This window comes from Cnuella takakiae (assembly GCF_001953305.1).
GTDB classification, from domain to species: domain Bacteria; phylum Bacteroidota; class Bacteroidia; order Chitinophagales; family Chitinophagaceae; genus Flavisolibacter; species Flavisolibacter takakiae.
Map to the genome: position 1 here is coordinate 1,458,895 of NZ_MTFE01000010.1, position 14,056 is coordinate 1,472,950.

The window sequence follows — 14,056 nt, forward strand, 5'->3', positions numbered from 1 at the left end:
TCGATTTTGTGGGGATTTGCGTTGGGTAAGCTGCAATTTCAACAGGCAACGATCGAATTGCATCTGCAGTTTATCCTGGCAATCGTTTGAATGAATAGGTCTTCTGCCGGTGCCTTGCCGCAAGCAGGAGACCTTTCTTTTTACCCATGGATTTAATGGGGGCACAGCCTTTATCGAATTCATTTTTTGGAACAAGTAAATGGAGCTAACTTCAAATTCTATCTAATGCTGAGTTTGCTTTATGAAAATACGCCACCTGTTGCTGCTGGCTTCCGTGCTGATTGGTTGCAAGGAGCCCACCCTTTTTGAGCAGGTATCTTCCCGCGATTCCGGTATTACATTCAATAATAAACTGGAGGATAACGACAGCCTTAACGTGCTGGATGTAGAAAATATCTACAATGGCGGTGGGGTAGGCGTGGGCGATTTCAACAACGATGGCCTGCAGGACCTGTACTTTGCCGGCAACAATGTGCCCAATAAATTATACCTCAACAAAGGCGATTTAAAATTTGAAGACATCACCCAGTCCGCAGGTGTGGATGGCGCCGGCCGCTGGAGCCGCGGCATCAGCGTGGTAGATATCAACAGCGATGGCCTGCAGGACATTTACGTATGTGCCTCCCTGTTGCCTGATAGCAAGCGCCGCGAAAACCTGTTGTATGTAAACAAAGGCCTTAAAAATGGAGTGCCTGTATTTGCCAATGAGGCTGCTGCTTATGGCCTGGCCGATACCTCTCATACCACCATGGCGGCCTTCTTTGATTACGACAACGACGGCGACCTGGATGTATACCTGCTGGTAAACGAAATCCTCAAAAACCAATACCCCAATACGTTCCGTCCCATACTCAACGACGGCTCGCATCCCAATACCGACAAGCTGCTGCGCAATGACTACCATGCAGCGCTCAAACACCCCGTGTTTACCGATGTTTCCCGAGAAGCGGGTATTACGGTGGAAGGTTATGGACACGGCATCAACATCGTTGATATCAACAAGGACGGCTGGAAGGATATTTATATCACCAACGATTTTTTATCCAACAACAACCTGTTTATCAACCAGCGGAACGGAAGCTTCAGGGATGAAGTGAAAGCCTATTTCAAGCATACTTCCGAAAACGCGATGGGGCAGGATGTAACCGATATCAACAACGATGGTTTGGTGGATGTGATAGAGGCCGATATGAGCCCCGAAGACAACTACCGCAAGAAGATGATGCTGAACCCCATCTCTTACCAGCGGTATCAAAACAATGCATTGTACGATTTCCAGGACCAATATGTACGCAACAGCATACAGGTAAACCAGGGGTTTTATAAAGCGCCTGCCGATTCCGCTGCCCGCCCTGTGTTCAGCGACCTGGGCTTCCTGACCGGTATGGCTGAAACCGACTGGAGCTGGACGCCCGTTGTTGCCGACTTCGACAATGATGGCTTACGCGACATCATCATTACCAATGGTTTTCCCAAAGATGTAACCGACCATGATTTTATTGCCTTCCGCAATAAAGCCAACCTGCTTTCCAGCAAGCGCGAAATCCTTGACCAGATACCGCAGGTAAAAATTGCCAACTATGCTTTTCACAACCGGGGTGGATTGCAGTTTGTAAACGCTACAGCCAACTGGGGATTGTCGCAGCCTTCTTTTTCCAACGGCTCGGTATATGCCGACATGGATAATGACGGCGACCTAGACCTGGTGATGAACAATATCAATGATGAAGCATTGGTATACCGCAACAATGCACGCCAGCAGGATAAAGAAGCCAATCATTTCCTGCGCCTGCATTTGAAAGGCGACGCTGCCAACCCTTCGGCCCTGGGTGCGCAAATTGAACTTCGGTATAAAGGAACGGTGCAGGTTTATGAACTGACACCTTATCGCGGTTACCTTTCTTCTATTCAGTTGGACCCTCAGTTTGGTGTAGGAAAAAATAGTGTGGTTGATTCTATACTGGTATCCTGGCCCAATGGGAAACAGCAGTTGCTGCAAAACGTAAAGGCCGATCAAACGGTGCAAATGGATATCCGCAGTGCCAATGCTGCTGTGCCTGTCGCAGTACCCGCTATAAATGCATCATCCCTGTTCCAGGATATCACCAATGCGTCGGGCATCCGCTATGTACACCACGATTCAGATTTTATTGATTTCAATGTACAGAAACTGCTGCCACATAAATTGTCGGAATATGGACCTGCATTGGCAGTAGGCGATATGGATGGCAATGGCCTGGACGACCTGGTATGTGGCGGATCCTTTTTTTACCATGCGCAACTGCTGTTGCAGCAAAAGGATGGCAGGTTTATACAGAAAAGCCTGGAACCACAGGAGTACGATGCCGCAAAACGCTCCGAAGATATGGGCCTCCTGCTTTTTGATGCCGATGGTGATCAGGACCTCGACCTCTATATTGCAAGTGGCGGCTACGAAGCCGAGCCGGGCAGCCCTTCCTACCAGGATCGGTTTTATATGAATGATGGCAGGGGCAACTTCAGTATACAGGTGCCTGCCTTACCGCAGTTGCGCACCAGCAAAAGTTGCGTGCGTGCCGCCGACTACGACCGCGATGGCGACCTGGACCTTTTTGTTGCGGGCAGGGTGGACCCCTGGTTTTATCCAAGGCCTGTTTCTTCCTACCTGCTGCGCAATGATTCAAAACCCGGAGCGCCCAGGTTTACCGATATTACAAAGGCTGTGATCCCCGCACTGCAAAATATCGGGCTGGTTTGTGATGCCTTATTTACCGATTTCAACAACGATGGCTGGCCTGACCTGGCACTGGCCGGCGAGTGGATGCCCCTGACCTTTATTGCCAATAACAAGGGCGCCTTCACGGGTGGCGGTGCCGTTAAGCAACTGCCGCAGTCATCGGGTTGGTGGAACAGCCTTACGCCCGGTGATTTTGACAACGATGGCGATATGGATTACGTGGCAGGCAACCTGGGTAAGAACGCATTTTACCGCAACCGCAATGGCAAGCCTGTTTGTATCACTGCTGCCGATTTTGACCAGAACGGCAGCTATGACGCCATTCCCTCCCTGTTCATTCCCACATCGGCAACGGATACCACTTTGAAAGAGTTTCCCGGGCCTTTGCGCGATGATATGAGCAAGCAGATGATCAGCATGCGCAGCAAGTTTCAAACCTACCAGGCATTTGCAAAAGCGGCCCTTCCTGAAGTGCTGACGGATGAACAAAGAAAGGGCGCCATCAGGCTGGAGGCCAACCAGCTGCAATCGGTGCTGGTGCGCAACGATGGTGCAAAAGGCTTTAGCGTAGTGCCGCTGCCCCTGGCAGCACAGGTGGCACCGCTATTTGGGATGGTGGCCGAAGACTTTGATGCCGATGGCAACCTCGACCTGGCCATCACCGGTAATGACTATAGCGTAGAAGCTGCTATTGGCCGCTACGACGCCTTGAACGGATTGGTGTTGCGGGGCGATGGTAAAGGTGGTTTCTCCCCGCTGACGCTGGCGCAAAGTGGCTTGTACCTGCCGGGTGCAGGCAAGGCCATGGTGTATTTGCAAGGCGTAGGTGGCAGGATGCTGGTGGCTGCCAGCCAAACCAAGGGACCGCTGAAGATATTTGCTTTGCAAAACCAGCAGCCACTGTTGGCCATACCTGCCGGTGCGGTGAAAGCAACGCTGATAATGCGTGATGGCAGCCGGCAGCAACGCGAGTTTTATGGTGGAGCGTCTTTCCTGTCGCAGCCTGGAAGGCTGGTGCTGGGTGGCGCGGTACAACGCATGGAAGTGGTGGATAGAAAAGGAAAAAAACTGGCGGGTCTTTGAGACCTATAAGGTTTTTAAAACCTTATAGGTCTACTGGAGCAAACCTTGAAGGTTTCCAAAACCTTCAAGGTTTATTGGCACACCAGCAAATTGTCAACAAGCAACCCAATATTCATGTTACGATTTCACACCCTGCTGGCGGCAGTTCTGTTTACCACCATTGCAGGTGCACAGCAGGTGTTGCGCCTGCACACGCAAAACCCGCATTATTTCGCTTATCAAAACAAACCCACCATCCTGGTAGGTTCGGGCGAACACTACGGTGCGGTGGTCAATACGGCTTTTGATTTTGAAAAATACTTGCAAACCATTGCACAGGACGGGCTCAATACCACCCGGCTTTTTACCGGTGCCTACGTGGAAAAGCTGGGTGATTTTGGTATCAACAACAATACCCTTGCACCCGCTGCCGGTAAGCTTTTGCTGCCCTGGAAAAGAACGGAAGTGCCGGGCTATGCCCTGGGTGGTGCCAGGTTTGACCTCGAACAATGGGATGCGGCTTATTTTCAAAGATTGAAGGCTTTTATGCAGGCTGCTGCACAGCACAACATCATCGTTGAAGTCAACCTGTTTTCATCCCATTATGGCGGCGGCTGGAACTACAGCGCACTCAACAGGGCTAATAATATCAACAAGACAGACAGCGTGGCCGCCCTTGCTGTTAACACCTTGCAGAACGGTAATATCCTTGGACACCAGGAGCGTTATGTGCGCAAGCTGGTGCGGGAGCTGAACGGCTTTGGCAATTGTTATTTTGAAATTCAGAACGAACCATGGGCCGATCTTTCCGATACTACTTTGCTGCGCAATGAGTATGGCCCCGGCACCGACTGGCGCAACACCCTGCAGGTAGTAGCGCAACGTTCCAACGATTGGCAGCGTAAAGTGGCTTCCTGGATCCGGTCCGAAGAGCAAGCCCTGGCAAATAAGCATTTGATTGCGCAGAATATTGCCAATTTTCATTTCCCGGTTGCCGATGCCGATCCCCAGGTTTCCATATTTAATTTCCACTACACCTTACCCCTGGCGGTAACAGAAAACTATCACCTCAACAAGGTGATTGGTTTCAATGAAACAGGTTTTGCCGGTAAGGAAGACGCTACCTACCGCAGACAGGCCTGGCGTTTTATGATGGCCGGCGGCGCCCTGTTCAACCACCTGGATTATTCGTTCTGGCCCGGCTCGGAAGCTGGTTTGGATACCGCCTTTAAGGCACCTGGCGGCGGCAGCCCGCAGCTGCGTAAACAATTAGGTGTGCTCAAACAAATACTGGATGCCGTTGGTTTTATAGACCTGAAGCCGGATACCAACCTCTTGCAGGCAACACCCGGTGCGTCGGTACAGGCAATGGGCAACGGCAGCAATAAGTGGCTGCTTTACCTGGAGCCGCTGGCTGCCAGGCCTGCGGTGCTTACCTTGAACCTGCCCAGGGGTAATTACGAAATAGTGTGGACCGATGTGGTCACCGGCAGGCGTGTTGTGCAGCAGCAATGGCAGGGCGGTCAATTGCAGGTGCCCGCTCGTGGGGATTTGGTGGCTTTCATACGCAAATAATAATCATTGTTTATACCCTTGCAGTTGGCTAAGCTCAGTCAATCGCATTTTGAAAAACAAAAAGGAACCCGATTCGTGCAGGTTGTTGCAGGCAGAAAAATAAACAGGTGGATGTTGGTGCTGGTTATAGCAATTGGTTTGCTCAGCCAGTTGGTAGGATGCGGCAGCGATCCGCGCAATGCATCGCATGCGGATGTGCCCCTGGCCAGTATCCGCAAGGGTAAAGAACTTGCGGGCAAATACTGCGGCAGTTGTCATGCATTGCCCGATCCTTCCCTGTTGCATGCTGCTGCCTGGGAAAGCGGTGTATTGCCGCAAATGGGGCCCCGCCTGGGCATTTTTGCCTACGGCGAAAGACAATACCCCTCGGCAAAGGGAAGTCCCTACCTGCCTGCCAATTTCTATCCTGCACAACCGGTGTTATCCTATGTAGACTGGCAGCACATCATCGACTATTACACCGCCACAGCACCAGACAGTTTGCCTGTACCCTCGCAACAGGTTTCCCCGGGTTTAAAGCAGTTTACAGTACAAAAACCCGCAGTTTCCAACAGCAATCCACTGGCAACATTTACTTCGATCGATGCGGCGCAAAAGCAGCTGCATGTTTATGACATGTACACCCAGCAGTTGCTGCATTTTGATGATCAATTGAACCTGTTGGATTCCCTTCCTGTACCTGGAGCCATCTCGGATATACAATACCTGGATGGTGCCCCTGTTTGGACCAATATGGGCGATATCTATCCCAGCGATGCAGCCCTTGGAACGGTGCAACAAACAAGGGCAGGCAGAACAACACCTAATACTTTGTTTGCCGGTTTGCAAAGACCCGTTGTGTTGAAAACCGCCGACATCAATAAAGACGGCCGAAGGGATTTTGTTGTGGGTTCTTTTGGCTTTTTAACGGGCCATCTGAGCTGGTATGAAGGCATGGAAAACGGCAGCTACCAGCAGCATCTTATCAAGGCATTGCCGGGTGCTGCGCAGGTGTACCTCACAGACGAAAATAGAGATGGCTTGCCCGACCTGTGGGTGCTGTTTGCCCAAGGCGATGAAAGCATCCGCCGGTATATAAATAGGGGAGGCGGTAAGTTCCAGGAAGAAATCATCCTGCGCTTTCCACCGGTGTGGGGCTCTACTTCTTTTGAGCTGGTGGACATGGACGGCGATGGCGACCAGGACATCGTGTACACCTGTGGCGACAATGCCGATTACTCGCCCGTGCTGAAGCCGTACCATGGCGTATACGTTTACCTGCAGGAAAAACAGGGCGCATTCAGGCAACAGTACTTTCATCACCTCAACGGAGCCTTCAAGGCCCGCACACTCGACTTTGATAAGGACGGCGACCAGGACATCGCAGCCATTTCCTTTTTCGCCGACTACCAGCACCAGCCTTCGGAAGGATTTGTGTTCCTTGAGAACAAGGGCAAGCTTCAGTATGCGGCTGCAACCTTTAAGGAAGCCGCTGCCGGCAGGTGGATCACCCTTGACGCCGGCGACCTCGATGGCGATGGCTGGCCCGACCTGGTGCTGGGTAATATGGCCAAGCCCGGCTCCATGGTACCTACGGATATTGACTGGAAGAAAGCACCATTGTTTGTGGTATTGCGGAACAGGGGTGGGAGGTAGTTAGGGGTTTGGTGTTTTTAGTTTTTGGTTTCTGGTTTTTTGTTTTTGGTTGCTTGTTGCAATATGGTTTTAAGTTGCTGTATACAAGCCTTCTCAGGTGCCGCAACCCCAAACTCCAAACCCTAAACCCCAAACCCTACCTCCAACCAGAAACTAAAAACCAAAAACAAGAAACCTTCAACCCCAATCCGCCTCTTTTCCTTAACTTGAGCCTTATCAGCTATTCAGAACCTTGGGAGGTTTACATTTAGTCCTCCCGTTAATTGCGATTGTTTGGTTATGAAAAAAATGTACAGCCTGGTGCTGTTGGCCCTGCTGTTGTTTGCAGGGTGCAAGCCTTCCGCCGACCCCGCCCTCCTGGGTGATGCCCAGTTGCTCCACCGCAATATGAAGCAGCTCACCGAGGTCATCATCCACGATGCTTTTTCCCCTCCTGTAGCCAGCCGTATTTATTCCTATACTTCTGTGGCTGCATACGAAGCCCTGGTACACAGCAAACCCGGTTTTCGTTCCGTGGCTACGCAGTTGCATGGGTTTGGTGCCATGCCCCAGCCCGAGGCGGGAAAGGACTACAACTACCTGCTGGCAGCATCCAAAGCATTTTTTACCGTTGCCGAAAAGATCACGTTCTCCAAGGACTCGCTGATCAACTACGAAAAAGGATTGTACCAGCAGTTTGCCAGCCTGCTGGATGAAGACATATACCAGCGTTCGCTGGCTTACGGCGAAGCCATTGGCAACAAGGTGCTGGAGCGCACCACTCGGGATATGTACAAGGAAACCCGTGGCATGTCGAAGTTCCTGGGCACCGGCCAGGCTGGTAAATGGAAGCCTACCGCTCCCGACTATCTCGATGCCGCAGAGCCGCACTGGCAACGCATTCTGCCCATGGTACTCGACTCGTCCAGCCAGTTTAAGTGCCCCCCACCACCGGCCTTTTCTACCGATACCGCCAGCGCCTTCTTCCGCTACGCAAATGAGGTGTACACCACCACAAGGAACCTGAGCCCGGAGCAGGAAACCATTGCCCGCTACTGGGACGATAATCCTTTTGTGATGGAGCATGCCGGCCATACTATGTATGCCAATAAGAAGATCACGCCGGTGGGCCACTGGATCGGTATTACCGGTATTGCCGCCGGTATGAAAAAGCTGGACGCGGTAGAAACGGCAGAAGCCTACCTGATGACCTCTGTGGCCATCTTCGATACTTTTATCGGCTGCTGGGAGGAGAAGTTCCGCACCCAGGTAGTGCGCCCCATTACTGTGATCAACGACCACATTGACCGCAACTGGCAACCCATGCTGCAAACGCCCGCCTTCCCCGAATATACCAGTGGACACAGTGGTATATCTTCAGCTGCAGCCACGGTGCTCACGGCCCGCTTTGGCCCTGACTTCGCTTTTGAAGATACCAGCGACCTGGAGTATATCGGTATGAAGCGCAGGTTCAGCTCCTTTGCCGACGCCGCTGCCGAAGCATCCATCAGCAGGGTGTACGGCGGTATCCACTACCGCAGCGGGATAGAGGCCGGTGCCGCACAGGGTACCAAGGTGGGTCATTATATTTGGGATAAAATCAAAACAAGACAATGATGAAAAGTGTGTGTTTGGTACTGTGCGTATTGCTTTTTGGATTGGGTGCAACCGCGCAAAAAAGCGGCAGCGACTATCCGTTGTTCCAGTTATGGCGCACCAATGGGCAGGTGCTTACTGCCCGCGACCTGCCCGCTAAAAAACCAGTGGTGCTCATTTATTTCGCTCCCGATTGTCACCATTGCACCGACCTGTTGAATGGGGTGTTCAAGGAAATGAATTCGTTCAAAAAGGCGACCCTTTTACTTGCCACCTTCAAGCCTGCCAGCGAGCTGCGGGTGTTTGAGCAGAATTATAAAACCGCGTCTTTCCCGAATATCATCACCGGCACTGAAGGCAATACTTTTAAACTGCGGTATCATTTCAAGATGCAGCAAACGCCATTTGTGGCCCTGTACAATGCGGCCGGCAAGCTGGTAAAAACCTACGACAACCAACCCAAGGTGCAGGACATCCTGCCGGGGGTAAGGGCCTTGTAACCAGACGGAACTTTGGTTGATTGTTCCCAATATAAAAAGCCCCGGCAAAATGTTTTGCCGGGGCTTTTTCGTCATCCCTAAACCCATATCGAAATTTCTGTTTAGGGTGCATTGTACGGAGCACTTATACTACCATTATTTCTTTTTCTTTTGACACCAGGTGCTTGTCCACAAGGGCAATGTATTTATTGGTCATTTCCTGCACATCGGCTTCGGCGTCCTTGGCGGCGTCTTCGCTCAGGCCGTTCTTCTGCAGTTTCTTGATGCCTTCAATGGCATCGCGGCGGATGTTGCGGATGGCGACTTTGGAATGCTCGCCCTCACCATGGCAACGTTTTACCAGTTCGCGGCGGCGCTCTTCGGTGAGCGGGGGCAGGAACAGGCGGATCAGGATACCGTCGTTTTGGGGGTTGAGGCCGATATTGGAATTGATGATGGCTCTTTCAATGGGTTGGAGCATGTTTTTCTCCCAGGGCTGAATGGTGAGGGTGCGGGCATCCATCACCGATACATTGCCTACCTGTGCCAGCGGTGTAGGGGCGCCATAGTAATCCACCATGATGCCATCCAGGATTTGCGGGGTGGCCTTACCTGCACGAATTTTTCCCAATTCAATTTCGAGGTGGCTGATCGCCTTCTTCATGGATTCTTCGGCCAACGCTATTGTCAGTGACACATCTTCAGACATAGGTAACTGTTTTTGAGGCCACAAAACTAATGAAGTAGACCAAATACCTTGGTAAAAACTCTGTTACGAATCCTTTCATTTCAGGCGGCGGATGCCGCTCCGCCAGGTATGGCCAGCTTATTGGCAGCGGCTTTGGGTTTTGAATAAATGGAAATGGTTCCCTGCTTACGGCCGAAGCGAAGCGGGTAAACCAATACTGCAAGCAGTGCGCCCGCCATCAGTACCAGTGCCAGCAGCAGGATGGTAGCATCAAAGCCCTGGCCAAGCAGGGCAAGTGCCAGCAAAGCGGCATTGGCTGCCACACAAGTATAGGTGGCCTGCCGGTGGCTGAGTCCTCTTTTGAGCAGCAGGTGGTGCACATGGTTGCGGTCGGGGGCAAACGGCGAGCGGCCCCGCAACAGGCGGATGCTGAATACCCGGATGGTATCAACGAGGGGTACCGCCAGTACGGCTATCACCAGGGGCAATACCGCAGGCAAAGGCTGCTGCAGGCTGGATGTGCCCGGAAAGTGCAGGAAGCGCAAGGCGAAAATGGCATTGAATAAACCAACGGCCATCGAACCGCTATCGCCCATAAATATTTTTGCCGGCTGGTGGTTGAACAGCAGGAATGCCAGCAGGCTGCCGCCCATGGCAAACGCCAGTACGCCATATGGCAGATCGCCAACCCACAAAAACAACAAGCCAAAAGCGCCCATATTCAACAACCCCAGTGCGCCCGCCAGTCCGTCGATGCCATCAATCAAGTTGTATGCATTGATCACCAGGATAATGGTGGCATAGCTAAGCAGGATTTCTAGAGGAGCAGGTATGTTTTGCACACCAAAAAGACCATGCAGTCCGTGAATGCGCAGCCCCGCCAGGTGAATCAGGATAGCGGCAGCCAGTACCTGCCCCAGGAACTTTTTAAGCGGTGTAATAATCAGGATATCATCTTTCAATCCCAGGAAAAAGATTACCAGGGCCGCTGCCAGGTAGTATTGCAGTGAAGCCAGTTGTTGGTGGGAAACCAGGAGGAGGTCGGTGAGGAAAAAGCCAATGAACATACCCACGCCGCCCAGGGAAGCCACCGGCCGCTGATGCAGTTTGCGGGCGTCGGGCAGATCGAACAACTGCTTGGCAGCAGCAATCTTGATGATGGCCGGCAGCACAAAGAAAGTGATCAGAAATGCCACCGATCCGCTGAGGAGCAGGGTTCGCATAAGCAAATGAGTTGGTTCAGGTACCGGTACAATTGTTTGCAGACAGCGGGCAACCGCCAACCACATTTGGTAAACTCCAGGTGCTCGGCTGCTGGTCTGTTCCGATGACAAAACCGGTATGCAGCCTAAAGTAAGCCTCAGTATTTACCCTTACAAAAAAGCCGGCGCCATTCGGTGCCAGCCTATTCAAAAACTATTGATTGGAAAACCGGGTGCCTTACTTCGCTAAATGCCTGCCTACGCATAAGGGTAGGGGTGGCACCTGGTGCTTATTCCTCCCTTATCAGCACCTGCTGTGCCGATGCTTTGCGGGCGGGTACCCAGGATGCCAGTACGGCAATCACCAGGATGGTGAGGCCAACCAACAGGAAGTCGAAAGGGTTGAGTGTAACCGGGAAGTAGTCGATGAGGAAAGTACCGCCCTGCAGCGGTATGAGGTGAAACTGTATCTGCAACCAGGCAATGAGCAGGGCGATGAGCATGCCGGCGCCACCACCAATGATGCCCAGCAGGAGGCCTTCGGAAAGAAAGATGCGCTGGATCATGCCCCGGTCGGCACCAAGGGCATGCAGCACCTGGATGTCCTGTTTCTTTTCCAGTACCAGCATGGTAAGCGCACCAATCATGTTGAAGGCGGCAACTACCAGCACCAGGGTAAGGATGGCATAGATGGCCCATTTTTCGGCACGCATCACCGAGTACAGGCTTTGGTTCTGCTGGTAGCGGGTTTGCACCTTGTACGCTGAGCCCAGCATTGCCGCCAGTGCCTGCTGCACGGCGTCTTCATCGGCGGTGCTATCCAGTTTGATTTCGGCAGCGCCGTACTGGTCAGGGCCCATGTCCAGCATGCGCTTGAGAAATGGCAGGTTGGTGAGTGCGTACTTGTTGTCGAACTCCTGCTGGATGCGGAAAGCCCCGGAAGTGTTGATGGTATCGGCGGCAATGGACTCCAGCGGGTTGGCCAGGTTTACCTCCGACTTACGCGGCAGGTACACCACCAAGGGTATGAGGTTGCGGTCGGAATGCACCCCAATGGCGTTTTCCACATCATAACCCAACACCAGCAGGGGCGTCGCTTCGGTGCCGGTATTGAAATCGCCCTTGATCACGTATTCGGGCACACCCGTTACCTGTGCATATTGGCTGTCCACCCCTTTCAGGTAAATGAGCGACTGGAAATCGCCGTTTTGCAAGAGGGCTTTTTCCTCTGCCACCATGGCCACCTGGTGCACACCCTTTACCGAACGGATCTTTGCCAGCTGCTCCGCAGTCAGCGTCAGCACCTTGCCGGTTTGGGCAGCTATGCGGATATCGGGGTAAAAAGACGAGTACAGGGATTTTACCAACCCTTCAAATCCATTGAACACGCTTAGCACCAGGATGAGTGCCGCCGTGCCTATGACCATGGCCACAATGGAAATCCACGAAATGACATTGATGGCATTCGTGGATTTCTTTGCTTTGAAATAGCGCCAGGCGAAGAGAAAGGTCAAGAACCGGTGATTTGTAGGGTGGTGAATGTGGCAATAATCAATAATTATTAATTAATAATTATTGATTATTGGGGTCGTTCATTTTAGGAAGGGTTTTCTGTATCAGCACCTTCCTGCTTATCGCCATCTTCGGTTTTGATCTGCCTGAAGATTTCCTCCATGCGGAACACCTGGTCGAGGGTGTCGTCGAGGAAGAACTTGAGTTCGGGAATACGGCGCAGCTGGGTTTTTACCCTGCCGGCGAGTTCCTTCTTTATTTCCCACTTGCGTTCTTCTATTTTCTTGAGCAGGGCCTTTTCATCGGCCACTTTAAAGATGCTGAGGTACACGCGGGCCTCCAAAAGATCGGGGGTGATCTTTACCGAGGAAATAGATACCATGCCACCTTCCATCATGCTGAGCCCCAGGCGCTGAAAAATATCACTCATCTCTTCCTGGATGAGGCCGCCTACCTGTTTCTGCCTTTTTCCTTCCTGCATAGTTTGCCGTTTTTGTGCCTGTAAAAGTAGCTACTTTTGCGCCACGCCCCGAAAAGGGGTCTGTCTGGCTGTTCCAAACTTCACCTGTTGGCAATTCTTTCCCAAAAACCCCAACCTGCGAACCCGGGAACCGCCGGAGCCGTGAACTCCACAACATGAAGCAATACGCCCGGATTTTTGAATACCTCGGAGCCTATAAAGGCAAGATCCTCCTCTATTTTCTGTTTACCATTTTCGCCATCCTTTTTTCCATTGTATCGCTGGGTATGCTCATGCCCTTTCTGGAACTGATTTTTTATGGCGAAAAAGGCGGCTCTACCTCCACCCTGCTGCAGGGGAGCAGCAACCCCGTGGTAGGCGCCATCCGCAATTTCCTGGTGGGCACCATGCAAACCGCGGGTGGCGGTACCGCAGGCAAAGTGGCCATGCTGGGTTGGATTTGTGTACTCATCATCCTGTCCATCTTTTTAAAAAACCTGTTCCTCTACGGCTCCTACTTTGTGCTCAACCCACTCAAAAACCAAGTGGTAAACAGCCTGCGTACCGACCTGTTTCACAAAATATTGCACCTGCCCATTGGCTATTTTACCGAAAAAAGAAAGGGCGACCTCATCAGCCGCATCACCAATGATGTGAACGAAGTGGAAGGCTCGGTGGTGGGTACCCTTGAAGGCCTGATCCGCGACCCGCTGACCATCATCGCCAATTTCGTGGTGCTCTTTATCCTGAGTCCGCAGCTCACTACTTTCCTGCTCATCTCCATTCCATTTGTAGGATTGATCCTGGGCAGGGTTTCCAAAACCCTCAAGGCCCACTCCAATGAGGCGGCAGTTAAATATGCGGAGTCGGTGTCGGTGCTGGATGAAACCCTCACGGGCCTGCGGGTGATCAAGGCATTTAATGTAGAGAACCTGATGCGTGGCCGCTTTTTGCGGATCAACGAGGAATTGCTGGACGCCAAAAACCGCATCGCCAACCGCCGCGATATGGCTTCGCCCATGTCGGAGCTGCTGGGTGTATCGGTATTTTGCGGCATCCTTTATTTCGGCGGCCGCCTGGTACTTAGCGGCAATATCGACCTGGAAGCTTCGGCTTTTATCGGTTACCTGGCCCTGTTCTACAACATTATCA

The 14,056-nt window shown here is 52.1% G+C and carries 10 protein-coding genes; 6 read left to right on the plus strand and 4 right to left on the minus strand.

The genetic code is table 11. From position 1 onward, the window contains the following. The first annotated feature begins 241 nt into the window (after window positions 1-241). The 5 genes from BUE76_RS06675 (at window position 242) to BUE76_RS06700 (ending at window position 9,063) form a co-directional block, all read left to right on the plus strand. Window positions 242-3,799, plus strand: coding sequence for a VCBS repeat-containing protein (locus BUE76_RS06675; RefSeq protein WP_073040630.1), 3,558 nt, complete (start codon window positions 242-244; stop codon window positions 3,797-3,799). A 114-nt stretch (window positions 3,800-3,913) separates the two neighbouring features. Beyond that, on the plus strand, window positions 3,914-5,353 hold the full coding sequence (locus BUE76_RS06680; RefSeq protein WP_073040979.1) for a hypothetical protein: 1,440 nt from the start codon (window positions 3,914-3,916) through the stop codon (window positions 5,351-5,353). 111 nt (window positions 5,354-5,464) lie between these two features. Beyond that, window positions 5,465-6,988 carry an FG-GAP repeat domain-containing protein gene (locus tag BUE76_RS06685; protein WP_073040975.1) on the plus strand — a complete coding sequence of 508 codons (1,524 nt, stop codon included), beginning with the start codon at window positions 5,465-5,467 and terminating at the stop codon, window positions 6,986-6,988. Window positions 6,989-7,267: 279 nt separating this feature from the next. Next, window positions 7,268-8,584 carry a vanadium-dependent haloperoxidase gene (locus tag BUE76_RS06695; protein WP_073040626.1) on the plus strand — a complete coding sequence of 439 codons (1,317 nt, stop codon included), beginning with the start codon at window positions 7,268-7,270 and terminating at the stop codon, window positions 8,582-8,584. After that, on the plus strand, window positions 8,584-9,063 hold the full coding sequence (locus BUE76_RS06700; protein ID WP_158069935.1) for a redoxin domain-containing protein: 480 nt from the start codon (window positions 8,584-8,586) through the stop codon (window positions 9,061-9,063). Before BUE76_RS06695 ends, BUE76_RS06700 begins: the two co-directional genes overlap by 1 nt. A 124-nt stretch (window positions 9,064-9,187) precedes the next feature. On the opposite strand, the gene frr is transcribed toward BUE76_RS06700, so the two are convergent. From frr to rbfA, 4 genes are all read right to left on the minus strand, one after another. Continuing rightward, on the minus strand, window positions 9,188-9,751 hold the full coding sequence (frr, locus tag BUE76_RS06705; protein WP_073040622.1) for a ribosome recycling factor: 564 nt from the start codon (window positions 9,749-9,751) through the stop codon (window positions 9,188-9,190). Window positions 9,752-9,831: 80 nt separating this feature from the next. Next, a complete protein-coding gene (locus BUE76_RS06710) occupies window positions 9,832-10,953 on the minus strand; it encodes a glycosyltransferase family 4 protein (protein ID WP_073040620.1) in 1,122 nt (373 codons plus the stop codon). A gap of 269 nt (window positions 10,954-11,222) precedes the next feature. Further along, window positions 11,223-12,446, minus strand: coding sequence for an FtsX-like permease family protein (locus tag BUE76_RS06715; protein WP_073040618.1), 1,224 nt, complete (start codon window positions 12,444-12,446; stop codon window positions 11,223-11,225). An 83-nt stretch (window positions 12,447-12,529) separates the two neighbouring features. Further along, the gene (gene rbfA, locus BUE76_RS06720; protein WP_073040616.1) at window positions 12,530-12,925 is read right to left on the minus strand and encodes a 30S ribosome-binding factor RbfA; all 396 of its coding nucleotides are present in this window, start codon (window positions 12,923-12,925) and stop codon (window positions 12,530-12,532) included. 155 nt (window positions 12,926-13,080) lie between these two features. Here rbfA and BUE76_RS25070 point away from each other — a divergent pair. Then, window positions 13,081-14,056 (plus strand): ABC transporter permease (locus BUE76_RS25070; RefSeq protein WP_254049521.1); only part of this gene is annotated, 976 nt, incomplete at its 3' end.